Origin of the sequence: Streptomyces sp. NPDC094034 (assembly GCF_040303865.1) — a bacterium.
GTDB lineage: Bacteria > Actinomycetota > Actinomycetes > Streptomycetales > Streptomycetaceae > Streptomyces.
Map to the genome: position 1 here is coordinate 105,515 of NZ_JBEOUD010000019.1, position 23,781 is coordinate 129,295.

24 protein-coding genes are annotated in these 23,781 nt (G+C 70.0%); 10 read left to right on the forward strand and 14 right to left on the reverse strand.

The features are described from left to right. The first annotated feature begins 1 nt into the window (after position 1). The 4 genes from aztB to aztD all read left to right on the forward strand — a co-directional run bounded on the left by aztB (position 2) and on the right by aztD (position 4,391). Positions 2 to 850, forward strand: a complete 849-nt coding sequence (gene aztB, locus ABTZ59_RS18960; RefSeq protein ID WP_351401932.1) for a zinc ABC transporter permease AztB — start codon at positions 2 to 4, stop codon at positions 848 to 850. A 21-nt stretch (positions 851 to 871) separates the two neighbouring features. Beyond that, positions 872 to 2,107 carry a hypothetical protein gene (locus tag ABTZ59_RS18965; protein ID WP_351401942.1) on the forward strand — a complete coding sequence of 412 codons (1,236 nt, stop codon included), beginning with the start codon at positions 872 to 874 and terminating at the stop codon, positions 2,105 to 2,107. Then, positions 2,104 to 3,081 (forward strand): zinc ABC transporter substrate-binding protein AztC, encoded by a 978-nt coding sequence (aztC, locus tag ABTZ59_RS18970; RefSeq protein ID WP_351401966.1) that lies wholly within the window; start codon positions 2,104 to 2,106, stop codon positions 3,079 to 3,081. The genes ABTZ59_RS18965 and aztC overlap by 4 nt, the downstream gene beginning before the upstream one ends. A 92-nt stretch (positions 3,082 to 3,173) precedes the next feature. Next, positions 3,174 to 4,391 (forward strand): zinc metallochaperone AztD, encoded by a 1,218-nt coding sequence (aztD, locus tag ABTZ59_RS18975; RefSeq protein ID WP_351401984.1) that lies wholly within the window; start codon positions 3,174 to 3,176, stop codon positions 4,389 to 4,391. 116 nt (positions 4,392 to 4,507) lie between these two features. Here the strand turns inward: aztD and ABTZ59_RS18980 are convergent, their stop codons facing one another. From ABTZ59_RS18980 to ABTZ59_RS18990, 3 genes are all read right to left on the reverse strand, one after another. Next, entirely contained in the window at positions 4,508 to 5,125 is a 618-nt protein-coding gene (locus ABTZ59_RS18980) for a DedA family protein (RefSeq protein ID WP_351401992.1), read from the reverse strand. A 214-nt stretch (positions 5,126 to 5,339) separates the two neighbouring features. Beyond that, positions 5,340 to 6,149: a pectate lyase gene (locus ABTZ59_RS18985; RefSeq protein WP_351402000.1), complete on the reverse strand. Its 810-nt coding sequence runs from the start codon at positions 6,147 to 6,149 to the stop codon at positions 5,340 to 5,342. A gap of 50 nt (positions 6,150 to 6,199) precedes the next feature. After that, positions 6,200 to 8,032 carry a rhamnogalacturonan lyase gene (locus tag ABTZ59_RS18990; protein WP_503003112.1) on the reverse strand — a complete coding sequence of 611 codons (1,833 nt, stop codon included), beginning with the start codon at positions 8,030 to 8,032 and terminating at the stop codon, positions 6,200 to 6,202. A 512-nt stretch (positions 8,033 to 8,544) separates the two neighbouring features. Here ABTZ59_RS18990 and ABTZ59_RS18995 point away from each other — a divergent pair. Beyond that, positions 8,545 to 8,766 (forward strand): NfeD C-terminal domain-containing protein, encoded by a 222-nt coding sequence (locus tag ABTZ59_RS18995; protein WP_249948713.1) that lies wholly within the window; start codon positions 8,545 to 8,547, stop codon positions 8,764 to 8,766. Positions 8,767 to 8,813: 47 nt separating this feature from the next. Then, on the forward strand, positions 8,814 to 10,025 hold the full coding sequence (locus ABTZ59_RS19000) for an SPFH domain-containing protein (RefSeq protein ID WP_351402014.1): 1,212 nt from the start codon (positions 8,814 to 8,816) through the stop codon (positions 10,023 to 10,025). A gap of 113 nt (positions 10,026 to 10,138) precedes the next feature. On the opposite strand, the gene ABTZ59_RS19005 is transcribed toward ABTZ59_RS19000, so the two are convergent. The 7 genes from ABTZ59_RS19005 to ABTZ59_RS19035 form a co-directional block, all read right to left on the reverse strand. Next, positions 10,139 to 10,498 (reverse strand): ArsR/SmtB family transcription factor, encoded by a 360-nt coding sequence (locus ABTZ59_RS19005; RefSeq protein ID WP_351402032.1) that lies wholly within the window; start codon positions 10,496 to 10,498, stop codon positions 10,139 to 10,141. Then, a complete protein-coding gene (locus ABTZ59_RS19010; RefSeq protein ID WP_351402044.1) occupies positions 10,495 to 10,956 on the reverse strand; it encodes an SRPBCC family protein in 462 nt (153 codons plus the stop codon). Before ABTZ59_RS19010 ends, ABTZ59_RS19005 begins: the two co-directional genes overlap by 4 nt. Before the next feature lie 152 nt (positions 10,957 to 11,108). Then, on the reverse strand, positions 11,109 to 11,267 hold the full coding sequence (locus tag ABTZ59_RS19015; protein ID WP_249948717.1) for a hypothetical protein: 159 nt from the start codon (positions 11,265 to 11,267) through the stop codon (positions 11,109 to 11,111). A 61-nt stretch (positions 11,268 to 11,328) separates the two neighbouring features. Continuing rightward, positions 11,329 to 12,279, reverse strand: coding sequence for a cytochrome c oxidase assembly protein (locus ABTZ59_RS19020; RefSeq protein WP_351402053.1), 951 nt, complete (start codon positions 12,277 to 12,279; stop codon positions 11,329 to 11,331). A 127-nt stretch (positions 12,280 to 12,406) separates the two neighbouring features. Further along, positions 12,407 to 13,432, reverse strand: coding sequence for a 6-phosphofructokinase (locus ABTZ59_RS19025; protein WP_249948719.1), 1,026 nt, complete (start codon positions 13,430 to 13,432; stop codon positions 12,407 to 12,409). A gap of 173 nt (positions 13,433 to 13,605) precedes the next feature. After that, positions 13,606 to 14,334 carry a type 1 glutamine amidotransferase gene (locus ABTZ59_RS19030; RefSeq protein ID WP_351402067.1) on the reverse strand — a complete coding sequence of 243 codons (729 nt, stop codon included), beginning with the start codon at positions 14,332 to 14,334 and terminating at the stop codon, positions 13,606 to 13,608. 49 nt (positions 14,335 to 14,383) lie between these two features. After that, positions 14,384 to 15,622, reverse strand: a complete 1,239-nt coding sequence (locus ABTZ59_RS19035; RefSeq protein ID WP_351402080.1) for a Mur ligase family protein — start codon at positions 15,620 to 15,622, stop codon at positions 14,384 to 14,386. Positions 15,623 to 15,737: 115 nt separating this feature from the next. On the opposite strand from ABTZ59_RS19035, the gene def reads away from it, so the two are divergent. Further along, a complete protein-coding gene (gene def, locus ABTZ59_RS19040; RefSeq protein ID WP_351402097.1) occupies positions 15,738 to 16,283 on the forward strand; it encodes a peptide deformylase in 546 nt (181 codons plus the stop codon). A gap of 124 nt (positions 16,284 to 16,407) precedes the next feature. Here def and ABTZ59_RS19045 read toward each other — a convergent pair whose 3' ends face one another. Beyond that, entirely contained in the window at positions 16,408 to 17,052 is a 645-nt protein-coding gene (locus ABTZ59_RS19045; RefSeq protein WP_351402108.1) for a TetR/AcrR family transcriptional regulator, read from the reverse strand. 176 nt (positions 17,053 to 17,228) lie between these two features. Here ABTZ59_RS19045 and ABTZ59_RS19050 point away from each other — a divergent pair, with 176 nt between their 5' ends. Beyond that, a complete protein-coding gene (locus ABTZ59_RS19050; RefSeq protein ID WP_351402128.1) occupies positions 17,229 to 18,455 on the forward strand; it encodes an acyl-CoA dehydrogenase family protein in 1,227 nt (408 codons plus the stop codon). Positions 18,456 to 18,514: 59 nt separating this feature from the next. Here ABTZ59_RS19050 and ABTZ59_RS19055 read toward each other — a convergent pair whose 3' ends face one another. After that, complete coding sequence (locus ABTZ59_RS19055; RefSeq protein ID WP_351402139.1) at positions 18,515 to 19,003, reverse strand: glutathione peroxidase; 489 nt, start codon at positions 19,001 to 19,003, stop codon at positions 18,515 to 18,517. A gap of 87 nt (positions 19,004 to 19,090) precedes the next feature. Between ABTZ59_RS19055 and ABTZ59_RS19060 the strand changes: the two genes are divergently transcribed. Then, complete coding sequence (locus ABTZ59_RS19060) at positions 19,091 to 19,324, forward strand: DUF6011 domain-containing protein (RefSeq protein ID WP_351402160.1); 234 nt, start codon at positions 19,091 to 19,093, stop codon at positions 19,322 to 19,324. Positions 19,325 to 19,419: 95 nt separating this feature from the next. Here the strand turns inward: ABTZ59_RS19060 and ABTZ59_RS19065 are convergent, their stop codons facing one another. Both ABTZ59_RS19065 and ABTZ59_RS19070 read right to left on the reverse strand, forming a co-directional pair. Beyond that, on the reverse strand, positions 19,420 to 20,295 hold the full coding sequence (locus tag ABTZ59_RS19065) for an acyl-CoA thioesterase (RefSeq protein ID WP_351402170.1): 876 nt from the start codon (positions 20,293 to 20,295) through the stop codon (positions 19,420 to 19,422). 46 nt (positions 20,296 to 20,341) lie between these two features. Next, the gene (locus ABTZ59_RS19070; protein ID WP_351402177.1) at positions 20,342 to 22,915 is read right to left on the reverse strand and encodes a DEAD/DEAH box helicase; all 2,574 of its coding nucleotides are present in this window, start codon (positions 22,913 to 22,915) and stop codon (positions 20,342 to 20,344) included. A gap of 74 nt (positions 22,916 to 22,989) precedes the next feature. On the opposite strand from ABTZ59_RS19070, the gene ABTZ59_RS19075 reads away from it, so the two are divergent. Further along, the gene (locus ABTZ59_RS19075) at positions 22,990 to 23,781 is read left to right on the forward strand and encodes a metal-dependent hydrolase (protein WP_351402191.1); all 792 of its coding nucleotides are present in this window, start codon (positions 22,990 to 22,992) and stop codon (positions 23,779 to 23,781) included.

The window sequence follows — 23,781 nt, forward strand, 5'->3', positions numbered from 1 at the left end:
CATGGAATGGTTGACGGCCCCGTTCGAGGTGACCTTCGTGCAACGAGCCCTGTGGGGCGGGATGCTCGTGTCCGCGATCTGTGCGCTGGCGGGCACCTGGGTTGTTCTGAGGGGGATGGCCTTCCTCGGCGACGCCATGTCCCACGGTCTGCTGCCGGGGGTGGCGCTGGCCGCGCTGTTCGGAGGGAACCTGCTGGTGGGCGCGGTGGCGAGCGCGGCCGTCATGACGGCGGGCGTCACCGTACTGGGACGCACACCGAGGCTGTCCCAGGACACCGGCATCGGGCTGCTCTTCGTCGGCATGCTCTCGCTCGGCGTGATCATCGTGTCGCGCTCGCAGTCCTTCGCGGTGGACCTGACCGGCTTCCTGTTCGGTGACGTCCTCGCCGTCCGGCAGCAGGACCTTCTCCTGCTCGCGGTGGCGTTGTTCGCGGCGTTGACGGTGTCGGTGCTGGGGCACCGCGCCTTCCTCGCCCTGGCCTTCGACTCGCGCAAGGCTCAGACCTTGGGGTTGCGTCCGCGCCTGGCCCACGCCGTGCTGCTCGGCCTGCTCGGTCTGGCCATCGTGGCCTCGTTCCACATCGTGGGAACGCTGCTCGTCCTCGGCCTGCTCATCGCGCCCCCGGCGGCGGCCCTGCCGTGGGCGCGCCGCGTCCGCGAGGTCATGGCGCTCGCCGCGCTCCTCGGCGTCGCCGCCACCTTCGGCGGGCTGTTGCTCTCCTGGCACCTGCGCACCGCCGCCGGCGCGACCGTCGCGGCCCTCGCGGTGAGTCTGTTCTTCCTCTCCCACATGGCGTCCGGTCTGCGGCACCGCCGTGCGCGCCCCGCTCCCACCGCCCAAGTCAACTGAAAGAAACCCGAGGCGATCGTCATGACCGTCCCCAGAAACGTCACTCCGTGGGCTTCGGCCGCACTGGTGCTCAGCGCACTGCTCACCACGAGCTGTGCGGGGGAGAGGGACAAGGACTCACCGGCTGCGGCGAGTTCCCCGTCCGCCACTCGGCACGGGTACGTCGAGGGAGCACAGGAGACCGCCGAGCAGCGATCCCGCCTGCTCCTCAATGACCCCGACAGCGGACACAGCAGGGTCCTCGACCTCATCACCGGCACGGTGCACAAGACGACCCGGACGGAAGGTGCCGTCCGGCTGGTCACGGACGGACGGTTCGGCTACCTCCACGCCTCGGGCGGCACGTACGTGCTCGACAGCGGCGCCTGGATGGTGGACCACGGGGACCACGTCCACTACTACAGCGCGGCGATACGCGGCGTCGGCGAGCTTCCCGTGGGGCGTCAGGCGCGGATACGCAGCGACGCCGTCGTGACCGCCGTGACCGACGAGGACGGGAAGACCGTCCTCTACGACCGCGGCGAGCTGGAGAAGGGCAAGATCGCTTCGTCCGGGACGCTCGCGGGCACCTACACCGGGGCCGTCGTGCCGTACGAGGAGCACCTGCTCGCCTTCGTGCACGAGAGCGGCACCGCGAAACTCGTCGTGCTCGACCGCGAGGGCGAGCGCGTCGCCTCCCCGGACGTGGAGTGCGAGCAACCGCGAGGCGACGCCGTCACCCGGCGCGGCGCCATCCTGGGCTGCGCCGACGGCGCCCTGCTCGTCCGCGAGGAGGACGGCGCTTTCACCGCCGAGAAGATCCCGTACGACGAGGACGTGCCGGTGCGGGAACGAGCCACCTCTTTCCGCCAGCGCCCCGGCAGCGCCGTCCTCACCGCTCCGGCCGGGAACGACGCCGTATGGGTCCTGGACGTCTCCGAGCGGAGCTGGACCCGCGTGGACACCGGTCCCGTCGTCGCCGCCAACACCGCCGGAGAGGGCTCCCCGCTGCTCGTCCTGGAGACCGACGGCTCGCTGTACGGCTACGACATCGCCACCGGGAAGCGGATCGCGCGGACCAAGACGCTTCTGACCGGGGAAGAGCCGGCCGGCACCGACAGCGGCGCCCCCGTCATCGAGGTCGACCGCAGCCGCGCCTACGTCAACGACCCCGAGGGCAAGCGGGTGTTCGAGATCGACTACAACGACGACCTGCGCATCGCGCGCTCCTTCGACCTGGACATCGAGCCGGTCCTCATGGCGGAGACCGGCCGATGAGCCGGAGCGCGGCGACGCGGCGCGTGAGGGTGAGCGCGGCACGGCCGCGCCATCTGATCGTGGGCCTGCTCGCCCTCGTCATGGCCTCCGCCGCCTCCGCCTGCACCACCGGCGATGAGCGGCCCGACATCGTCGTCACGACCAACATCCTCGGTGACATCACCCGGCAGATCGTCGGTGACGAGGCCGATGTCACCGTCCTGATGAAACCCAACGCCGACCCTCACTCCTTCGGTTTGTCGGCGGTCCAGGCCGCCGAGCTGGAGCGCGCCGACCTCGTGATCCACAACGGCCTGGGGCTGGAGGAGAACGTGGCGCGGCATGTGGACGCCGCCCGTGAGTCCGGCGTCGCCACCTTCGCGGTCGGCGACGCGATCGACCCGCTGGTCTTCCGTACGTCCGACGACGGCGGCCCCGGGGAAGAGGAAGGACAACCCGACCCGCACTTCTGGACCGACCCCGACCGGGTGCGCAAGGCCACCGGTCTGATAGCCGACCAGGTGATCGAGCACGTCGACGGCGTGGACGACAGTGCGATACGCGCACATGCCGACCGCTACGGCGATGAACTCGCGGACCTCACCGCCTGGATGGAGAAGTCCTTCGACCGCGTCCCCGAGGACCGGCGCGCCCTGGTGACCAATCACCACGTCTTCGGCTACCTCGCCGACCGCTTCGGCTTCCGGGTGATCGGCGCGGTCCTCCCCAGCGGCACCACCCTGGCCTCACCCAGCTCCTCCGACCTGCGCTCGCTCACCGAGGCGATGGAGGGGGCCGGCGTGCGCACCGTGTTCGCCGACTCCTCCCAGCCGAGCCGGCTCGCCGAGGTCCTGCGCACGGAACTGGGCGGCCGGGTCCGGGTCGTGGAGCTGTACTCGGAGTCGCTGACCGCCGAGGGCGAGGGCGCCGACACCTACCTGCGGATGATGCGCGCCAACACCACCGCCATGGCCGACGGCCTGACCGGCGGCTGACTCCCTGAGCCTTCAACGGGCACCGGCCGACCGGACCCGAAACCATCACGCACCCACCGCCGCCACCGAGCGGCGCGGAAAGGAACACACCGATGAACAAGTCGATACGCGGCAGAGCCCTCACCGGGACGGCACTCGCCCTGGCGGTGTCCACGGTCCTGGCCGCCTGTGGAGGGGAGTACTCCTCCTCCGACACCAAGGCCGACGGCGCCGCGAGCGCCACGCCCACGGCCACGGTCAAGGACCCGCTGGTCGCCACCTTCGACGGCGGCCTGTACATCCTGGACGGCGAGAGCCTCAAGCTGACCAGGACCATCGGGCTGCCCGGCTTCAACCGGGTCAACCCCGCCGGTGACAAGGACCACGTCGTCGTCTCCACCGACACGGGCTTCCGTCTGCTCGACGCCACCGGACAGGCCCTCACCGACATCGAGTACAAGGGTGCCAAGCCCGGCCACGTCGTACGGCACGCGGGCAGGACCGTGCTCTTCAGCGACGGAACCGGAGAGGTCAACGTCTTTGCCCCCGCCGACCTGAGCACGGGCAAGAAGCCGGAAGGACGCACCTACACCTCCGCCGAGGCACACCACGGTGTCGCCATCGAACTGGCCAACGGAGAACTCCTCAGCACCCTCGGCACCGAGGAGAAGCGGACCGGCGCGCTGGTGCTGGACGAGAACGACAAGGAGATCACACGCAACGAGAAGTGCCCAGGCGTGCACGGTGAGGCGGCCGCCCGGGACGAGGCCGTCGCCGTCGGCTGCGAGGACGGTGTCCTGATCTACCAGGACGGTGAGTTCACCAAGGTCGACGCCCCCGACGCCTACGGCCGCATCGGCAACCAGGCCGGCAGCGACACCTCCCCGGTCCTCCTGGGCGACTACAAGACCGACCCCGAGGCCGAGCTGGAGCGGCCCACCCGCATCTCCCTCATCGACACCGAGAAGAAGAAGCTGCGCCTGGTCGACCTGGGCACCAGCTACTCCTTCCGCTCCCTCGCCCGCGGACCGCGGGGCGAGGCCCTCGTCCTCGGCACCGACGGCGCCATCCATGTCATCGACCCGGACACCGGCAGGACCGAGAAGAAGATCCCGGCAGTGGGCGAGTGGCAGGAGCCGCTGGACTGGCAGCAGGCCCGGCCCACCCTGTTCGTCCGCGACGACACCGCGTACGTCTCCGACCCCAGCGGGAAGGCGCTGCTCGCCATCGACCTGGCGACCGGCAAGAAGATCGCCTCCGTGACCCTGCCGAAGGGCACCAACGAGCTGTCGGGCGTCGTGGCAGACGGCAGTTCGCTCCAGCGCCGCTGAGGCCGGACGGAGCGGTCCGGGGCGGTCGCGGGCGTCGCGCCCGGTCCGGTCAGTCGCGCGGTGGGCGTGTCCGGCGGTGTCGCCGGTACGCCCAGGCGCCCAGCTGCCCGGTCCGGTCAGTCGCGCGGTGGGCGTGTCCGGCGGTGGCGCCGGTACGCCCAGGCGCCCAGCGCGAGCACCACCACGCCCGCGATCACCGCCCCGGCGATCCGTCCCAGCTGTGACTCGATCCGGATGAACGCGGCCCCGGCGAAGTAACCGGCGGCCGTACAGCTCACGCCCCAGCACAGCCCGCCCAGGGCGTTGAAGAGCAGGAACCGTCGGTACGGCATGTCCGAGAGTCCCGCGAGCGCCGGCATCAGCGCGCGGAGGAACGCGATGAAGCGGGCGAAGAACACCGCGGAGGCGCCCCGTACCCGGATCATCTCGCGAGCCCGCTCGACCTGGTGGTGGCGCTTGCGCAGGCTCCGGGTCGCCAGGATCCGGTCGCCGAAGTGGTGGCTCACCGCGTATCCGGCGCTGTCGCCCAGGACCGCGGCGACCACCACGACCACCGTCACCCACCAGACCGACACCCCGCCCTGGGCGGCCAGCAGCCCGCCCAGTACCGCGGCGGTCTCGCCTGGAAGCACGAAGCCGAAGAACAGGGCGTCCTCGCAGAACACGAGCAGGCCGACCACGGCGTAGACCACGGAGCCCGAGAGACCGCCGAGCCAGTTGGTGATCGTATTCATCCGGAGAGTCCCTCCGTTCCGCCGCCACCGGGCGATACCGGTCTTACCGATGATGACAGCGTGTACGCGGCCACGGGCGCAGCGCGCCGTATGCGGAGGCGTCCGGCCCGGGACCGGGGCGTGGGAGGCGCGCGCCGCCCCCGTACCGCCGATGACCGGCGGGGACGGGCACGACGCGCGCTCGGCTCACAGGTCAGTGCTCACTCGCGAGCGCTCACCTGTAGGTGAGGTCGGAGGCGCTGTACTTGCAGTATGTGCCGTCCGCGTCGGAGCCGTTCTTCGTCGGCTCGGCGCCGGTGTTGTTCCCGAGGTACTTCTGGCACGGCACGATCTTCTTGCCGCTGTCCCCGACGATGGTGATACCCCGCAGGGTCAGCGAGTCACCGTAGTTGGTGTTGATGCCCCCGATCACACTGCCGGGAGCGGTGATCTCCGTGTTGGTCACATTGATCGTGCGCTTGTACTGACTTGAGCAGTTGCCGCACGAGCGGACGAAGGTCTTGAAGTCCTGACCGGCGAAGTTGGAGATGTTCAGGGTGCCGCCGCCGTTGAACTGGAAGATCTTGTCCGCGGCCTTGCGGGCGCCACCGCCGTTGACGGTGAACGTTTTGCCGGTGCCGCGGAAGGTGGCCGCGTCCTCGCCGACGTCCTCCCACCACACGTTCTGCAATGTGCAGCTGCCGGAGCAGTGGATACCGTCGGCGGCGGGGGCGCCGATGATGACGTTCTTCAGCGTCGCTCCGTCCGCGAGCTGGAAGATCGGGTCCTGGTCCTCGTTCTGACCACCGCTGCCCAGGTCACCGGTGCCGTAGTAGCGCTTCATACCGCCGTCCACGGAACCGCTGACGGGCTTGGTCGCGCCGACCGCCTCGCTGCCGTTGGGTGACGGCCAGGTGGCAGCCGAGGCGGTGGGCAGCGTGAGTCCTGAGGTGAGTGTGGTGAGGACGAGCGCGGCGGCGCCGAGGCCGCCGGCGATCACCCGCCGCTTCCCGGTGCTGGGGCGGGTGCCGTGTTGTCGCGTCATGCTGGGGCGCTCCTTTTGTCGTGTGAACGGTGGGAACGGTCCGATCGGTCTCATGGGGTGGTGATGGCAGGCCGGGGAGGCACGGGCATCTTGTCGCCGATGGGGAAACCGGGGTGCGGCGGCTGGTTGTAGGCGGTGTTCTGCCAGGCCAGCGCCGTCCGGTACATCCGGTCGTGCAGCAGTGTGGTGATCTTCCGGTCGGTCGGATGCGGAGTGGAGTAGATGCGCAGCGCCGTGTTGTCGGCGGTGGGCCAGATGACCTCCTCCCGCCAATCGCCGAGGATGTCGCCGGAGAGCGAGGGGGTCGCCTTGGTGCCGTTGTTGGAACGCACCCCCGAACCGGTCAGCAGCCGGGCGTCGGACGACGGGCCGTACTTGTCGATATGGGTGCCGTCGAGCAGTTCGCGCACCGGATCGCCGTCCCACCAGATCAGGAAGTTGGCCGAGGACGGTTTGCGGCCCTTGGCGGTACCGGCCCTGTCACGGATCGAACCGTCGGCGGCCGACCACATCTCCGCGCCGTCGTTGCCCGCCCAGATGTCCCCCGCCACACCGCGGCCGTTGTCACCGCCTGGCGCGGTCTGCCACAACACCTGGCCGGTCCTGGCGTCGGCGAAGTACGACGAGGGCTTGGCGGCGTCCTCGTCCACCTTGAAGTACTCAAGACCCGGGCGGGCCGGGTCGAGATCGCCGAGATGAGCCGCGTCGCCGTGGCCGTTGCGCGTCGTCCACAGCCCGGAGCCGTTGTCGTCCACGGCCATCGAGCCGTACACGATCTCGTCCCTGCCGTCGCCGTCCACATCGCCGACCGTGAGGGCGTGGTTGCCCTGGCCGTCGTAGCCCTTGCCGCTGTTGGTGGAGCTGTTGGTGTCGAACGTCCATCTGCGGGTGAGCTGACCGCCGTTGAAGTCCCAGGCGACGATCACCGTACGGGTGTAGTAGCCGCGCGCCATGATCAGTGAGGGGTTGGTGCCGTCCAGATAGGCGGTCCCGGCCAGGAAGCGGTCCACGCGGTTGCCGTACGAATCGCCCCAGGAGGCGACGGAGCCGCGCGGCGGGACAAAGTCGACCGTGCTGCGCGCGGCGCCCGTCAGTCCGTCGAACACCGTAAGGAACTCGGGCCCTTCGAGCACATAACCGCTGGAATTCCGGTAGTCCGCGGAGGCGTTGCCGATCACCTTTCCCGTGCCGTCGACCGTGCCGTCGGCGGTCTTCATGGCGACCTCGGCCCGGCCGTCGCCGTCGTAGTCGAAGACCTGGAACTGTGTGTAGTGCGCGCCGGAGCGGATGTTGCGACCCAGATCGATGCGCCACAGCCGCCGGCCCTGGAGCGTGTAGCCGTCCAGGACCGTGGTGCCGGTGACCCCGGACTGGGAGTTGTCCTTGGCGTTGGTGGGCTGCCACTTCAGGACGAGATCGAGGTCGCCGTCCCCGTCGAGATCGCCGACCGAGGCGTCGTTGGCCTCGTACGTGTGGTCCGGCCCTGCCGCCGGGGCGGAGATCGGTACGTCGAGATGGCCGGGGCGGAACTGGACGGCGCTGGGCGAGGCGGGCTGCTCCACGCCGTTGACGAGCGCGCGCACCGTGTAGTCCGCGGAGTTGGGAGCGTCCTTGTGCAGATAGTTCGTGGTGGTGACCGGCTCGGTGTTGACCTTGACGGAGCCCCGGTAGAGGTTGAAGGACACATTGTCCGGGTCGGTCGCCAGCCACCGCCAGCTGACCAGGTTGTCATTGCCCGTGTGCACACTGACCAGGCCACGGTCGAGCCGCTCCAGCCGTGCCGCGGCGCTCACCTCTCGCTCACCGGGCCGTGCCACGCTCGGCGCGGGCGTCATCAGCCCGGCGAGGACCGCGCCGGACACCGCGAGCACGCCCAGCGGCATCCCCCGGCGGACGAGGCCACGGGGTGGTCGTAATGGTCGTGTCGGTCGTGGCGGGGATCCGAAACGTGCTGGGTACGTGCCGGCTCTTGACCGCACGAGTCCTCCAGAGGGGTGGGGGGTGTCTGTCCCTGTGTCCCCTGGTCGCCGCCCGCACGGAAAAGGTTGCCGCCCCCTCTGCCGGTCGCCGCCCCGCGGACGGCCCGCCGGCCGCCCGCCGGCCGCCCACGGGCCCGGATCCGCTGGTCCGGGGCGGTGGCTCCCGGCGCCCGCGATGCTTCCGCGCCCCCCTCCGGAGTAATGTGAAGAAGACGAGGGTATGTCGCCGTCGGCCGCTTCGCCGGGGGCGTCCTCGATGATGGACGAGGTCGCAGGCGCGGCCCCCAGGAGCGTGATCGCCATGATCGCGACTGATGCGATGACCGTACGGACGCGGGCTCATACGGACCGCGGAGTGACCCCGTCCGCCGGGGCCCGGCGCGCCGCCACGAGGGAGACGGGTGGAGCAACGACGTATGTCCGTGGCAGATGAGTCCGCGCAGAGCCCTGTCGGCGCGATCGGCCGGGTCACCGTTCCGATCCCGGCCGACGGTCCCGGTGAGGTGCTGGTGTCCGTACGGGGCGGATCCGAGGCCTACGCGGCCTGGGCGGACCATCCGATCGGCAGAAACCTCCGGGTGATCGTCGTCGAGTCGATCTCGGCGCGTTCGGTCATCGTGGAGCCCTTTCCGTCCTGAACCCTTCCCGAACCACGAAGAAGCAGGTCGTTCGACAGGAGTACCCCATGCTGTTCTGGCATGTTCCCGCGCCCAACGAGGCGATGCTCATATCCGGTTCCAAACGGCAGGCACAGGACACACAGTTCCGGATCGTCACCGGGCACGGCAGTTTCGTGATGCCCATCAAACAGAAGGCCCGCATGCTGTCGCTCGCGCTGCGCGAGGCGGAGATCGTCGAGGACTGTGTGACCCAGCAGGGCATCCGGCTCAAGGTCCGGGCGGTATCCGTGTTCAAGGTCGGCGACGACGCGGTGTCGATCGCCAACGCGGCCCGGCGCTTCCTGACGGAACAGGAACACATGGAAGAGCTGGTCGGCCGGATCTTCGCCGGTCATCTGCGCTCCATCGTCGGCGGACTGACGGTGGAGCAGATCATCCGCGAGCGCGACCGGGTGGCCCAGGAGGTCAAGCAGGGCAGCCACAGCGAGATGGAGAAGCTCGGCATCGTCGTGGACGCCCTCCAGATCCAGGAGATCGAGGACGCGACCGGTTACATCAACAATCTCGCGGCCCCGCACGCCGCCGCCGTCGCGAGCCAGGCGCGTATCGCCCAGGCCAAGGCGGACCAGGAAGCCTCCGAACGTGAGCAGCAGGCCGCCGCGCTCAAGGCCGAGTACGAGCGGGACACCGCGATCAAACGGGCCGGCTTTCTCGCCGAGACCGAGCAGGTCAACGCGCGCGCCGCGCAGGCGGGACCACTGGCGGAGGCCAGGGCCTCGCAGGACACCATCGAGCAGCAGACCGCCCTGGCGGAGCGTCAGGCGCGACTGGCGGCGCAGCGACTGGAGGCCGAGGTCCGGCGCCCGGCGGACGCCGAGGCGTACCGGCAGCGGACGCTCGCGGAAGCCGGCCGGGATCGGGCGAAGTTCGAGGCGGACGGCAACGCGTACAGCGAGCGTGCGCTCGCCCAGGCCCAGGCCGACGCGAACACCGCCCGCGCCGCTTCCCTGAAGGACGGCAACCAGGAACTCATCGCGGCCAACCGCATCGTGGAGAACCTGCCCGCGCTGGCCGACGCGGCTGCCCGGGGCATATCGGGTGCGAACCTCACCGTCCTGAACGGCACCGACGGCGTCAACGACATGGCGGCGGGGCTGGTCGGCCAGGGCATGGCCATCCTGAACTCGCTCAAGAGCTCCACGGACGGCGCCAAGGAGACGGGCGCGACCCCCGGCGTGAGCCGGAAGCCGGCGCTCCGCGTCACCGAGTCCACGTGACCCCGCGTCCCCTCGATCCCGGAGGCGAGTGACCCCGAATCCAGGTGACCCGAATCCGGGTGACCCGAATCCAGGTCCCCCGAATCCACCAGGCCCCGGACCGTTCCAGGACTTCAGGACCGGTCCGGGGCCCCGTCGGTGGCAGCGTCCTCGGCGAGACGCTTGATCGCCGTGAGCCGGGAGTCCCAGTCGGCGGCGACCCGGTCCATCCACCGGGCGGTGACACCGAGCCGCGCGGGACGCACCGCATAGCGCGCCTCGCGGCCCGCCCGGTGCGCGGCGACCAGACCGGCCCGGTCCAGGACCGCGAGGTGTTTGACGATCGCCTGGCGGCTGACCGGCAGCTCCCCGGCCAGAACCGTGGCGGTCGCCTCGCCGTGAGTGGCGAGGGCGTCGAGAATCCGGCGCCTGGTCGGATCCGCCAGCGCGGTCAGGACCTCCGCCACGGTGTCCTGGTCGGCTTCTGCCGTCATGCGTCGAGTCGCTCCACGTAATCCCGGATATTGACGACCATGTCCGTCCAGCCGGCCGTGTGGCTCTCCTTCGAGGCCACGTCCTTCCGGTCGTCCGGGATCACGATATCGGCGAAGCCGGTCTCGACCACACGCAGCCTGGTTCCGTCGCCCTCCGGGGTGAGCGTGAACTCCACGAGGGTCGAGTTGCCCTCGTCGGCCACCTGGCCCGGGTACGCGCTCGCCCAGCGGTACGCGAAGTAGTGCGGCGGATCGACCTTCACGATGGTCGTCGGGAACTGGCCGAACTGGCCGTGGTCCAGGTGCATGATGCCGCCAGGCCGCAGGTCGATGGGGGCGGGCTGCCCCTGGCCGAACCACTGCCCGACATGCTCCGGTTCTGTCAGCACCGCCCAGACGCGCTCCATGGGCGCCGCGATGGTGATCTCCCGTTCGATGCGGTCATCGGATGTGGACATGAGGGGAACCTTCCGCTGCTCGGAACTAACGTGCAACTCGATGGTTGCACCACTCCCGCGATAGTGCAACCCGAGGGTTGCGCGAAGCGGATTCCCGTGACGCGGATTCCCCTGACGGGGATTCCCGTGGCGCCGATTCGCGCGACGCGGGTTCAGTGCCCGCGCGAGGCCGCCATGGCGATCGTGATCAGCGCCAGCACCACCCAGCCGAACCACAGCCAGCCGTTACTGCCGAGCGCCGCGGTGTAGCCCGTCACGACGACCAGCGCGCCGACGGTCACCACACCCATAGTCTTGGTGGATCCGGACATGTGCGTCCTCCTCCAGGCCGGGGCCATGACGCCCATCGTCGCCCGGGACCAGGGGTTCGCGCTACTGCCCCCGGGCCTGGAGTGAGGCCAGATATGCGTTGTACGCGGCGAGTTCCTTGTCACCGTCCCGGTCGGCGGCGCGGTCCGAGCGCTTCGCCTGCCGCTGCTCCGAGCGGTACCACTGGTAGACGAGCGCGATCAGGACCAGCACCGACGGGATCTCGCTGAACGCCCAGGCGATACCGCCCGCCGCGTTCTGATCGGTCAGCGCGTCGATTCCGAGCGAGGCCGGCGGATCGCGGTACGCGGCGACCATCGGCTCGCTCGCCATCATCAGAGCGATCCCGAAGAACGCGTGGAACGGCATGCCGGCGAAGAGTTCCAGCATCCGCATCACATAACCGGGCCGGTGCGGCCCCGGGTCGATGCCCATGATCGGCCAGAAGAACACCAGCCCGACCGCGAGGAAGTGCACCATCATCGCGATGTGCCCGGTCTTGGACTCCATCAGGAAGTCGAAGAGGGGCGTGAAGTACAGCCCGTACAGGCTCGCGATGAAGAGCGGGATGGTGAAGGCCGGGTGACTGACGATCCGGACGTAGCGGCTGTGCAGCAGCGCCAGCAGCAGCTCGCGCGGACCCTTGTGGCCGCGCCCCGCGACCGGCAGCGCGCGCAGCGCCAGCGTCACCGGGGCGCCGAGCAGCAGCAGGATCGGCGAGACCATGCTGATGATCATGTGCTGGACCATGTGCACGCTGAACATGACCATGCCGTAGTCATTGAGCTTGGTGCACATCACCAGCGCCACGGTCAGTACGCCGAGGACGAACGCGACGGTGCGGCCCACCGGCCAGCTGTCACCGCGTCGCCTGAGCCGCAGGACGCCCCAGCCGTACAGGACCAGTCCCAGCAGGCAGCCGATCAGGAAGAAAAGGTCCGGGGAGAACTCCAGTGCCCGTCCCAGCGTGAACGGCGGCAGATCCATCGTCATGCCGTGCCCGCTGTGATCCATCCGTCCGCTCCCGGATTCGTGTCGATTGTCCGCACCAGACTAGAACCGCCCCCGGTCGCGGCCGCGACCGGGGGCGGTTCCATCGGGTTTCAGCGGGGTTCCCCCGCGGTTCAACCGTCGCTCGGGGTCAGAGCACGCACTCCGCCTCGGCGTACCGCTCGGCGGGCACCGTCTTGAGCGTCTCGACGGCGTCGCCCAGCGGCACCATCACGATGTCCGTGCCGCGCAGCGCGGTCAGCATCCCGAACTCGCCGCGGTGCACGGCCTCGACGGCGTGCCAGCCGAACCGGGTGGCCAGCACCCGGTCGTACGCGGTGGGGGTGCCACCGCGCTGGACATGGCCGAGTATCACCGGCCTTGCCTCCTTGCCGAGGCGCTCCTCCAGCTCGATCGAGAGCTGCCGGGCCACCCCCGCGAAGCGCTCGTGGCCGTAGATGTCCTTGCCGCCCACGTCGAATTCCATCGAGCCCTCGCGCGGCTTCGCGCCCTCCGCGACCACCACGATCGCGAACCGCTTGCCCGCCGAGAAGCGCTTGCCGACCAGCTCGGTCAACTCGCCGATGTCGAAGGGCCGCTCGGGCACGACGATGGCGTGGGCGCCCGCGGCCATCCCGGAGTGCAGCGCGATCCAGCCGGTGTGCCGGCCCATGACCTCGACGATCAGCACACGCTGGTGGGACTCCGCGGTGGTCTTCAGCCGGTCAAGGGCCTCGGTGGCGACGCCGACGGCCGTGTCGAAGCCGAAGGTCACGTCGGTCGAGGAGATGTCGTTGTCGATGGTCTTCGGTACGCCGACGATCGGCAGCCCGGCCTCGGAGAGCAGATGGGCGGCCTTGAGGGTGCCCTCACCGCCGATCGGGATGATCGCGTCGATACCCAGGTCGGCCACATGACCCCGGGCGCGCTCCACGCCGTCCCGCAGATGCGCGGGCTGCACCCGGGACGAGCCCAGGATCGTGCCGCCGCGGGCGAGGATGCCGGCGACCGCGTCCAGATCGAGCTTGCGGTAGTCGCATTCCAGGAGGCCTTTCCAGCCGTCATGGAAGCCGATCACCTCGTCGCCGTGGTCGACGACGGCGCGGTGTACGACGGACCTGATCACGGCGTTGAGGCCGGGGCAGTCGCCGCCTGAGGTGAGCACACCAATTCGCATTGCCCGCAATACCTTCGCTTCGTGGGCCGACGGCCGGACCCCATCGTCCGACCAGGTCGCCGCCACCCTACCGGCGGGCGGTGGCGGGACCGAAACCCGGCGTCCGCCTGCTGGACAGGCCCCGACGGCGGCCCCGCCCGGCGGCGGGGCGCCGGAGACCTCGGAGAACGGCGTCAGGCCGGCTGGATCGCGGCGGCGACCCGCTCGGCGCGCAGCGCCTCGTACCAGCGGTCGTCCGTCGGCGGCAGCGCGTTCACATCGAGGGCCAGCTTCAGCAGCAGGTCCGCGATCTGCGGATTGCGGGCCATCACGGGACCGTGCATATACGTGCCGAAGACGGTCCCGTTGTACGCGCCCTCCGTGCCGTCGCCGGTGCCGTTGCCGCCGCCGAGCCGTACCCGCGCGAACGGCCGGGCCGTCGGACCCAGATGCGTGATGCCCTGGTGGTTCTCGAACCCCGTCAGCTGCGGCAGGTTCAGCTGCGGGTCGATGTCGGCCAGTACGTCACCCACGCACCGCTCGCCCTCGCCGCGGGTGGAGATCACGTCGAGCAGCCCGAGGCCGGCCTCGCGCTCGCCCAGATCATTGACGAACTCATGGCCGAGGATCTGGTAGCCGGCGCAGACCGAGAACACGATCGCGCCGTTCGAGACGGCCCGGCTGAGCCCGCCGTCACGGCGCAGCCGCTCCGCGGCCAGCCGCTGGGGCCGGTCCTCACCGCCGCCGATCAGATAGATGTCGCCCGAGGTCGGCACCGGCTGGTCGCTGCGTACGTCGACACGGGTGACGTTCAGACGGCGCTGGCGGGCCCGGCGCTCCACCACCAGGGCGTTGCCCTGGTCCCCGTAGGTGCTCAGCAGATCGGGGTAGATCCATACCAGGCGCAGGCTGCTGTCGCTCATTCTCGCTCGTCCTTCATGGTTCCGAGGGGGCTGGTTTGCCGGTGCCGGGTCAGTTGCCGACACGGCGGCGCAGGTCCTGGAACGAGGTGTAGTTCGCGATCGCCTCGATCCGTCCGGGCGGCGCCATCTGTACGGCCTCGTCCGGGGTCTCACAGACCCGGAAGTCCAGACCGGCGACTTCGAGACGTACCGCGAGGTCCAGCTTCCGGTCCCCGAGGACGAAGATCGGATGGCCGGCCAGCCGGGTGTAGTCGACGTCCCACAGCCAGGAGGTGTCCGTGCCGTCCGCGCCACGGGCGTTGACGGCGAGGATGACCGGGGTCGGCGGCGGATCGATGAGGGAGAAGGTCTCCAGCCAGCCCGCGGGGTTCTTCGCGAGCAGCAGCCGCAGATCGCGGCCGAGGAACGACACCACGTCGTACCGGCCGGCCACGGCCTGCACCTGGTACATGCGCTCCAGCGCCACCTGCGGCGGCACCCCGAAGGTCGCCGCGACGGCGGCGGAGGTGGCGGCGTTCGCCTTGTTCGCGCGCCCGGGCAGCTGGAGGTGGATCGGCCAGGCGGAGCCGTGCGGATCGAGGACATGGTCGCCGTGCAGCGCCCAGCTGGGCGGCGGCCTGCGGAATCCGCAGTCGCCGCAGAACCAGTCGTCGCCGGGGCGCTGCATCACACCGCCGCAGGCGGGGCAGGACCAGGCGTCGTCCTTCCACTCCTGTCCCGCCGCGACCCAGACCACATTGGGCGAGGAGGAGGCGGCCCAGACGATCAGCGGGTCGTCGGCGTTGGCGATGACGACGGCCTTCGTACCGGCCAGGCCCTCGCGCCACTTCTCGGCGAGCATCCGGGTCTCCGCGGCGCGGTCGAGCTGGTCGCGGGAGAGATTGAGCAGGGCGATCGCCTTGGGCGTGGTGTCCCGCGCCACTCCGGCGAGGTACTTCTCGTCGACCTCGATCACGCCGTACTTGGCGTCCGAACCGCCCGCGAGGGCCGAGGTGATACCGGCCGGCATATTGGCGCCGAGGGCGTTGGAGACCACGGGCCCCGCGGCCCGCAGCGCCTCCGCGATCAGCCGTGTCGTCGTGGTCTTTCCGTTGGTCGCGGACACGAGGATGACGTCGAGATGCTGCGCCAGTCGTCCGAGCAGATCGGGGTCGAGTCTGAGCGCGACCTTCCCGCCGATCACCGATCCGCTGCCGCGGCCCGCGGCGCGCGACACCGCTGCCGCGGCCCTGCCCGCCGTCACGGCCAGCTTGGCCCGCGGCGTCAGCGGGTCCGTGTTGCCTGACATCGCCTTGATCCTCCTTGCGTCGGTCCGTGGGTCAGCCTATCGAGATCCGGCCAGGGGCCCGAACCGCGGCACCTGGCAGAAGGCGGGGGTTACCACGGACCGTACCCTGACCGTCATGCGAAACCGTCCGATCCCCGGCAGTACCGGGCGAGTACGAGCCATGCGAATGCTCGGTGATCCCGTGCTCCACACCCCCTGCGAGCCTGTCACCGACTTCGGTCCCGCGCTCGCGGAACTGATCGAGGATCTCTTCGCGACCATGTACGCCGCTCGGGGGGTCGGGCTCGCCGCCAACCAGATCGGCGTGCCTCTCAGGGTGTTCGTCTTCGACTGCCCGGACGACGAGGACGTCCGCCATCTCGGACACCTCGTCAACCCTCGATTGACCGAGGCGGACGGGATCACGCTGCGCGGCCCCGAGGGCTGTCTCTCGCTGCCCGGCCTTGAGGCCGGTACGGAGCGGTACGACCACGCCGTGGCCGAGGGCGTCACCCGGGACGGCGCGCCGGCGCGGATCGAGGGTTCGGGGTTCTTCGCGCGCTGTCTCCAGCATGAGAACGACCATCTGGAGGGTCTGGTCTATCCCGACCGGCTCTCCGGGTGGCGGCGCGCCAGGACGCTGCGTGCCGCGCGCAAGGCGCCCTGGGCCACCGGGTCGTAGCGCCGGAGCGTGCGGGGACGGGGAGCCCGAGCGTGCCGGGTCGGGGCGCCGGAGCGTGCCGGGTCGGGGCGCGGGCGCGGGGCCCGGGCGCCTTCCGCGGTTTCCCGGAAGCCGGGGCGGTTCCTCAGAAGCCGGGGCCGCCCGCGCGGTCGCTCACATCCGCCAGCCGCCCCCACAGCAGATCCGCCAGACTGCGCACCAACTGCTCCCGCGAGCAGGGCCGTTCCCCGAGCCACCAGTCGCCGGCGCCGTGCATCATGCCGACGATGCCATGGCCCCAGACCCGGGAGAGTTGCTCGCTGTCGGGGCCGAGGTCGACCCGCTCCTCTATGACCTTGGCGAGTTCTTCGCCGAGGCGGCGCAGCAGCGGCGCGGAGTGGCGGCCGACGTCGAAGCCCTGCTCGGGAAGGTGCGCGTCCTCGGCCGGATGCATCAGGAACCGGTAGACCTGGGGACGCGCCTCGATCGCGGCGAGATAGGTGTCGAGCGTGGCCTCGACGCGCCGACGCCGCTCGGCGGGGGCGTCGAGCGCGGTCCGCAGGGCGTCGAGCAGCGCGTCGGTGTGGCGCTTGGCGAGCGCGCGGTAGAGGCCGCCCTTGTCGCCGAAGTGACGGTAGAGGATGGGTTTGGTGATGCCCGCCTCGGCGGCGATGGCGTTCATGGACGCTTGGGGCCCGTCCCTGAGCACCACGCGGTCCGCGGCCTCCAGAAGCTGGCGCCGTCGCGTCCGCGCCGACCGCTGCTGCTCGGCCTGCTGTGTGGTCTCCATAGGTCTGTCTCCCCGCCCCTGCGATTGCCTGACGCCCCGGCAACGTAACACCCTGCCCGCCATCGACGCTGATCAGGCCGTGGCCCGTTGACATTTCCCACGTATGGGTAACAGGCTAAGGTTACCGCAGGTAACAACGGTGACGGCTCAGCGGTCGCGCAGTGCTGGAGGGGAACATGGCCGAGTTCACGCTCGATCTCGACGACGACCAGAAGCAGGTGCGCGACTGGCTCCACCGCTTCGCCGCGGATGTCATCCGCCCGGCCGCCGCGGAGTGGGACGAGCGCGAGGAGACGCCGTGGCCGGTCATCCAGGAGGCCGCCAAGGTCGGCATCTACTCCCTGGACTTCTACGCCCAGCAGTTCTTCGACCCCACGGGCCTCGGTATCCCGATGGCGATGGAGGAACTGTTCTGGGGTGACGCGGGTATCGCCCTGTCGATCGTCGGGACGGGCCTGGCGGCCGTCGGCGTCCTCGCCAACGGCACCGACGAGCAGATCGGCACCTGGATTCCGCAGATGTACGGCGACGCGGACGATGTGAAGGTCGCCGCCTTCTGCTCCTCGGAACCCGACGCGGGCTCCGACGTGGCCGCGATGCGCACCCGCGCCGTGTACGACGGGGCGAAGGACGAGTGGGTGCTCAACGGCACCAAGACCTGGGCGACCAACGGCGGGATCGCCCATGTCCATGTGGTGGTCGCCGTCGTCGACGGCGACCTGGGCTCCAAGGGCCACGCCTCCTTCATCGTCCCGCCGGGCACCCCCGGCCTCTCCCAGGGCCAGAAGTTCAAGAAGCACGGCATCCGCGCCTCCCACACCGCCGAGGTGGTCCTGGAGGACGTCAGAATCCCGGGCCGCTGTCTGCTCGGCGGCAAGGAGAAGCTCGACGAGCGGCTCGCGCGGGCCCGGGAGCGGGCCGCGTCCGGCGGCGACCGGGTGAAGAACGCGGCGATGGCCACCTTCGAGGCATCCCGCCCGGCGGTCGGCGCGATGGCGGTGGGCACCGCGCGCGCCGCGTACGAGGTCGCCCTCGACTACGCGAGCACCCGTAGCCAGTTCGGCCGCCCGATCATCGACAACCAGGGCATAGCCTTCCAGTTGGCCGATATGCGCACCCGGATCGACGCCGCCCGGCTGCTGGTGTGGCGGGCCTCCTGGATGGCGGCCACGGACAAGCCGTTCACCTCGGCCGAGGGGTCCATGTCCAAGCTGTACGCGAGCGAGACGGCGAAGAAGGTCACCGCGCAGGCCGTACAGATACTCGGTGGCAACGGCTTCACCCGCGAGTACCCGGTGGAGCGGATGCACCGGGACGCCGCGATCTACACGATCTTCGAAGGAACGAGCGAGATCCAGCGCCTGGTGATCGCCCGGGCGCTGTCGGGGATGCCGATCCGCTGAGGCGCGAGTACGGCCGGGCGGGCCCGCGTGACGAAGCGGGCCCGCCCGGCGACGACGGCTCAGGCGGGCAGTTGGGCCTCGATCGCCGCGACGACCTCCGGCGCCTCCGGCTCCGTACGCGGCCGGATACGGCCGACGACCTCGCCCTTGGGAGAGATCAGGAACTTCTCGAAGTTCCACTGCACATCGCCGGCCTCGCCCTCGGAGTCGGCCGTCTTCGTCAGCTCCGTGTACAGCGCGTGCCGGGTCTCCCCGTTCACATCCGTCTTCTCCAGCAGCGGGAACGTGACCCCGTACGTCGCCGAACAGAACGTCCCGATCTCCTCGGCGGTGCCGGGCTCCTGGCCCGCGAACTGGTTGCAGGGGACGCCGAGGACCGTGAAGCCCCGGTCCCCGTACTGCTGCTGAAGCCGCTCCAGACCCGCGTACTGCGGGGTGAGACCGCACTGGGAGGCGACGTTCACCACCAGCACGGCCCTGCCCTCGTACGCGGCCAGGGAGGTGGGCTCACCGGCCAGAGTGTTCAGCGGGATGTCGTACAGAGTCATCAAGATCTCCTCGGTATCCGGTGTTCTCCGCTCATTGTGGACCCGTGGACGACCACCCCGGCGGGCAGGGCTGATACAGCTGGGACCATGCGGGAATCACCACGACCCTCAGAGCTCCACGACGACCGGCTGCCCGGCACGGAACCGGACGGCCCCACGCACCGGCTGGTCCGGTGCGGGATGTGCGGCAGGCCGCTCACCGGCACGGCCTCGCGCCGTACCGGCCTCGGCCCCGCCTGTGACGCCAAACTCCATCCGCCCGCGCCGGACATCAGGACCCGTCGGCGCGAGGCCGACCAGGACCCGCTCCCGGGGATCTGAGCGGATCTGAAGGGATCTGAGGGGATCTGGGACGGGCGGCGCTGCCCAAGGTCTCTGCCCGAGTTCTCTGCCCAGGCTCTCCGTCCCGGGCTCTATCACCGCGCGTCGTGGCGGCGGAACAGCCCCTCCTGCACCACCGACACCAGCAGGTGCCCCTCACGGTCGTAGATACGGCCCCGGGCCAGCCCCCGGCCGCCCGTCGCGATCGGCGACTCCTGGTCGTACAGGAACCACTCGTCCGCCCGGAACGGACGGTGGAACCACATCGCGTGGTCCAGCGACGCCATGTCGAAGCCCCGCGGGCCCCACAGCGGTTCCACCGGGATGCGCACCGCGTCCAGCAGTGTCATGTCGCTCGCGTACGTCAGTGCGCAGGTGTGCACCAGCGGATCGTCGCCCAGCGGGCCCACCGCGCGCATCCAGACCGCGCTGCGCGCGTCCGCGTCCTTGATCTCCTCGCGCGTCCAGCGCAGCCGCTCCACGTATCGGATGTCGAAGGGGGTGCGCCGGGCCATCCGTTCGAGTTGGTCCGGCAGTTGGCCCAGATGCGCGCGTACCTCCTCCGAGACCGTGGGCAGCGACTCGGGGTCCGGGAAGTCCAGCCGGGGTGGCAGCTGGTGCTCGAAGCCGCCTTCCTCGGGGTGGTGGAAGGAGGCCGTCAGATTGAAGATCGTGCGGCCCTGCTGGACGGCCGTGACCCGGCGCGTGGTGAACGACCGGCCGTCCCTGACCCGTTCGACCTGATAGACGATCGGGACACCCGGGCGGCCCGGCCGCAGGAAGTACGCGTGCAGCGAGTTGACCGGGCGGTCGCCGTCCGTGGTGCGGCCGGCCGCGACCAGCGCCTGGCCCGCCACCTGCCCGCCGAAGACCCGTTGCAGGGACTCCTGGGGGCTGCGCCCGCGGAAGATGTCGACCTCGATCCGCTCCAGGTCGAGCAGATCGACCAGTCTCTCGGCGGGGTTCGTCATGGCGCTGTGTACTCCCGTTCTCGGTGCTGTGCCTGCGGAATGCGTCTCAGAGCTGGCCCACGGACGTGACACGCACCACCGCGAGCCCTTCCTCGTCGGAGGCCGCGAGGTCGACTTCCGCGCTGATGCCCCAGTCGTGGTCGCCGTTCGGGTCGGCGAAGGTCTGCCGGACCCGCCACAGGCCGTGCCCCGGGTCCTCCTCGATGGAGAGCAGCTTCGGCCCGCGGGCGTCGGGACCGGTGCCCAGGTCCTCGTACTCGTCCCAGTACGCGTCCATCGCCTCGCCCCACGCGTCCTCGTCCCAGCCCGACTCGGCGTCCAGCTCGCCCAGTTCGCGGACCTGGTCCAGCGCGGCCAGCTCGACCCGGCGGAACATCGCGTTGCGTACGAGGACGCGGAAGGCGCGGGCATTGGCCGTGACCGGCTTGACCTGGTCGGCCTTCTCCTGTGCCTGCTCGGCGGTCTCCACCTCGGGGTTGGCCAGCTGCTCCCACTCGTCGAGCAGACTGGAGTCGACCTGTCGGACCATCTCGCCCAGCCAGGCCGTGAGATCCTCCAGATCCTCCGACTTGAGATCGTCCGGAATGGTGTGTTCCAGAGCCTTGTACGCGCCCGCGAGATAGCGCAGCACAATGCCCTCGGTACGGGCCAGCTCGTAGTGGGAGGTGAACTCGGTGAAGGACAGCGCTCGTTCGTACATGTCACGGATCACGGACTTCGGCGAGACCGGGTGGTCACCGACCCACGGATGGCTCGTGCGGTACGTGTTGTACGCGTGCACGAGCAGCTCTTCGAGCGGCTTGGGGTAGGTGACCTCCTGAAGCCGCTCCATCCGCTCCTCGTACTCGATCCCGTCCGCCTTCATCGCGCCGACCGCCTCGCCGCGCGCCTTGTTCTGCTGAGCGGCCAGGATCTGCCGCGGATCGTCGAGCGTGGACTCGACGACGGAGACCATGTCCAGGGCGTACGAGGGCGATTCGGGGTCCAGCAGCTCGAACGAGGCCAGCGCGAAGGTGGACAGCGGCTGGTTGAGCGCGAAGTCCTGCTGGAGATCGACGGTGAGCCGGACGATACGGCCCTCGGAGTCGGGGGTCGCCAGCCGCTCCACCACCCCGCCGTCCAGCAGCGAGCGGTAGATGGCGATGGCCCGCCGGATGTGCCGCAGCTGCTGCTTGCGCGGCTCGTGATTGTCCTCCAGCAGACGGCGCATCGCCTCGAAGGCGTTGCCCGGCCGCGCGATGACCGACAGCAGCATGGTGTGGGTGACCCGGAAGCGCGAGGTCAGCGGCTCGGGATCGGAGCCGATGAGCTTCTCGAACGTGGTGTCCGACCAGGCCACGAAGCCCTCGGGGGCCTTCTTCCGCACCACCTTGCGGCGCTTCTTCGGATCGTCGCCGGCCTTCGCGAGCGCCTTCTCGTTCTCCACGACATGCTCCGGCGCCTGCGCGACGACGAAGCCCGCCGTATCGAAACCGGCCCGGCCCGCCCGGCCCGCGATCTGGTGGAACTCCCGGGCGCGCAGGGTACGGACGCGATTGCCGTCGTACTTGGTGAGCGCGGTGAACAGCACCGTACGGATGGGGACGTTGACGCCGACCCCGAGCGTGTCCGTACCGCAGATGACCTTCAGCAGACCGGCCTGGGCCAGCTTCTCCACCAGCCGCCGGTACTTGGGCAGCATGCCCGCGTGGTGCACCCCGATGCCATGGCGCACATAGCGGGAGAGATTGCGGCCGAACTTGGTGGTGAAACGGAAGTCGCCGATCAGATCGGCGATCCGGTCCTTCTCCTCACGCGTGCACATATTGATGCTCATCAGCGACTGCGCCCGCTCGACGGCGGCGGCCTGCGTGAAGTGCACGATATAGACCGGTGCCTGCCTGGTCTCCAGCAGCTCGGTCAGCGTCTCGGTGATCGGGGTGCGGCGGTACTCGTACGACAGCGGGACCGGCCGGGTCGCGGACCGTACGACGGAGGTCGGCCGGCCCGTGCGACGGGTCAGGTCCTCCTCGAAACGGGAGACATCACCGAGCGTCGCCGACATCAGGATGAACTGCGCCTGCGGCAGCTCCAGGATCGGGATCTGCCAGGCCCAGCCGCGGTCCGCCTCGGCGTAGAAGTGGAACTCGTCCATCACCACCTGGCCGATATCGGCGTGCTCCCCGTCGCGCAGCGCGATGGAGGCCAGCACCTCGGCCGTACAGCAGATCACCGGGGCGTCGGCGTTGACGGAGGCGTCGCCGGTCAGCATGCCGACGTTCTCCGTGCCGAAGAGCTTGCACAGGTCGAAGAACTTCTCCGAGACCAGCGCCTTGATCGGCGCGGTGTAGAAGGTGACCTTGTCCTGGGCCAGCGCCGTGAAGTGCGCACCCGCCGCGACCAGGCTCTTTCCCGAGCCGGTGGGGGTGGACAGAATCACGTTGGCCCCGGAGACCACCTCGATCAGCGCCTCTTCCTGAGCCGGATAGAGCGTGATGCCCTGGCCCTCGGCCCAGGAGGAGAAAGCCTCGAAGAGGGCATCGGGGTCGGCGTCCGGCGGCAGCTGATCGATAAGGGTCACACCCCCATCTTGCCTGCCTTCCGTCCCGATCAGGGAACCGGACGTCGGGTCGAAGATCACGGACGATACGCTGGCCCGTCAACTGGGCTTGGCCACAATGGCCTTCACCACAATCGCACGGGGCGGGTACGACCATGATGGGACCGGCACACTCTCTGTCAGGGGCAGCGGCCTGGCTGGGGGTGGGCGCCGCCGCGGCCGCCGCCGGCCACACCATGCCATGGCCCGTCCTGGTGGTCGGCGCGCTGATCACCGCGGGCGCCGCGCTCGCCCCCGACCTCGACCACAAGGCCGCGACGATCTCCCGCGCGTTCGGACCGGTGTCCAAGGCGCTCTGCGAGATCGTCGACAAGCTGTCGTTCGCCGTCTACAAGGCGACCAGGAAGCCCGGCGATCCCCGCAGGACCGGCGGCCACCGCACCCTGACCCACACCTGGCTGTGGGCGGTCCTGATCGGCGGCGGTGCCTCGCTGCTGGCGATCACCGCCGGGCGCTGGGGTGTGCTGGCGATCCTCTTCGTCCATCTCGTGCTCGCGGTGGAGGGCCTGCTGTGGCGGGCCGCCCGGGTCTCCAGCGATGTCCTGGTCTGGCTGCTCGGCGCGACCAGCGCCTGGCTCCTGGCGGGCGTCCTGGACAAGCCGGGCAACGGCGCGGACTGGCTCTTCAGCGCGCCGGGACAGGAATACCTCTGGCTCGGTCTGCCGATCGTCCTCGGCGCGCTGGTGCACGACATCGGGGACGCGCTGACGGTCTCGGGCTGCCCGATCCTCTGGCCCATCCCGCTGGGCCGCAAGCGCTGGTACCCGATAGGCCCGCCGAAGGGGATGCGGTTCCGGGCCGGCAGCTGGGTGGAGCTGAAGGTGCTGATGCCGGCGTTCATGGTGCTGGGCGGGGTCGGCGGCGCGTCCGCCCTCAATCTGATCTGA

Excerpts from the sequence above, each read along its gene's own strand:
- aztB (WP_351401932.1), top strand. The coding sequence starts at position 2 with ATGGAATGGTTGACGGCCCCGTTCGAGGTGACCTTCGTGCAACGAGCC.
- ABTZ59_RS18965 (WP_351401942.1), top strand. The coding sequence starts at position 872 with ATGACCGTCCCCAGAAACGTCACTCCGTGGGCTTCGGCCGCACTGGTG.
- aztC (WP_351401966.1), top strand. The coding sequence starts at position 2,104 with ATGAGCCGGAGCGCGGCGACGCGGCGCGTGAGGGTGAGCGCGGCACGG.
- aztD (WP_351401984.1), top strand. The coding sequence starts at position 3,174 with ATGAACAAGTCGATACGCGGCAGAGCCCTCACCGGGACGGCACTCGCC.
- ABTZ59_RS18980 (WP_351401992.1), bottom strand. The coding sequence starts at position 5,125 with ATGAATACGATCACCAACTGGCTCGGCGGTCTCTCGGGCTCCGTGGTC.
- ABTZ59_RS18985 (WP_351402000.1), bottom strand. The coding sequence starts at position 6,149 with ATGACGCGACAACACGGCACCCGCCCCAGCACCGGGAAGCGGCGGGTG.
- ABTZ59_RS18990 (WP_503003112.1), bottom strand. The coding sequence starts at position 8,032 with ATGCCGCTGGGCGTGCTCGCGGTGTCCGGCGCGGTCCTCGCCGGGCTG.
- ABTZ59_RS18995 (WP_249948713.1), top strand. The coding sequence starts at position 8,545 with ATGTCCGTGGCAGATGAGTCCGCGCAGAGCCCTGTCGGCGCGATCGGC.
- ABTZ59_RS19000 (WP_351402014.1), top strand. The coding sequence starts at position 8,814 with ATGCTGTTCTGGCATGTTCCCGCGCCCAACGAGGCGATGCTCATATCC.
- ABTZ59_RS19005 (WP_351402032.1), bottom strand. The coding sequence starts at position 10,498 with ATGACGGCAGAAGCCGACCAGGACACCGTGGCGGAGGTCCTGACCGCG.
- ABTZ59_RS19010 (WP_351402044.1), bottom strand. The coding sequence starts at position 10,956 with ATGTCCACATCCGATGACCGCATCGAACGGGAGATCACCATCGCGGCG.
- ABTZ59_RS19015 (WP_249948717.1), bottom strand. The coding sequence starts at position 11,267 with ATGTCCGGATCCACCAAGACTATGGGTGTGGTGACCGTCGGCGCGCTG.
- ABTZ59_RS19020 (WP_351402053.1), bottom strand. The coding sequence starts at position 12,279 with ATGGATCACAGCGGGCACGGCATGACGATGGATCTGCCGCCGTTCACG.
- ABTZ59_RS19025 (WP_249948719.1), bottom strand. The coding sequence starts at position 13,432 with ATGCGAATTGGTGTGCTCACCTCAGGCGGCGACTGCCCCGGCCTCAAC.
- ABTZ59_RS19030 (WP_351402067.1), bottom strand. The coding sequence starts at position 14,334 with ATGAGCGACAGCAGCCTGCGCCTGGTATGGATCTACCCCGATCTGCTG.
- ABTZ59_RS19035 (WP_351402080.1), bottom strand. The coding sequence starts at position 15,622 with ATGTCAGGCAACACGGACCCGCTGACGCCGCGGGCCAAGCTGGCCGTG.
- def (WP_351402097.1), top strand. The coding sequence starts at position 15,738 with ATGCGAAACCGTCCGATCCCCGGCAGTACCGGGCGAGTACGAGCCATG.
- ABTZ59_RS19045 (WP_351402108.1), bottom strand. The coding sequence starts at position 17,052 with ATGGAGACCACACAGCAGGCCGAGCAGCAGCGGTCGGCGCGGACGCGA.
- ABTZ59_RS19050 (WP_351402128.1), top strand. The coding sequence starts at position 17,229 with ATGGCCGAGTTCACGCTCGATCTCGACGACGACCAGAAGCAGGTGCGC.
- ABTZ59_RS19055 (WP_351402139.1), bottom strand. The coding sequence starts at position 19,003 with ATGACTCTGTACGACATCCCGCTGAACACTCTGGCCGGTGAGCCCACC.
- ABTZ59_RS19060 (WP_351402160.1), top strand. The coding sequence starts at position 19,091 with ATGCGGGAATCACCACGACCCTCAGAGCTCCACGACGACCGGCTGCCC.
- ABTZ59_RS19065 (WP_351402170.1), bottom strand. The coding sequence starts at position 20,295 with ATGACGAACCCCGCCGAGAGACTGGTCGATCTGCTCGACCTGGAGCGG.
- ABTZ59_RS19075 (WP_351402191.1), top strand. The coding sequence starts at position 22,990 with ATGATGGGACCGGCACACTCTCTGTCAGGGGCAGCGGCCTGGCTGGGG.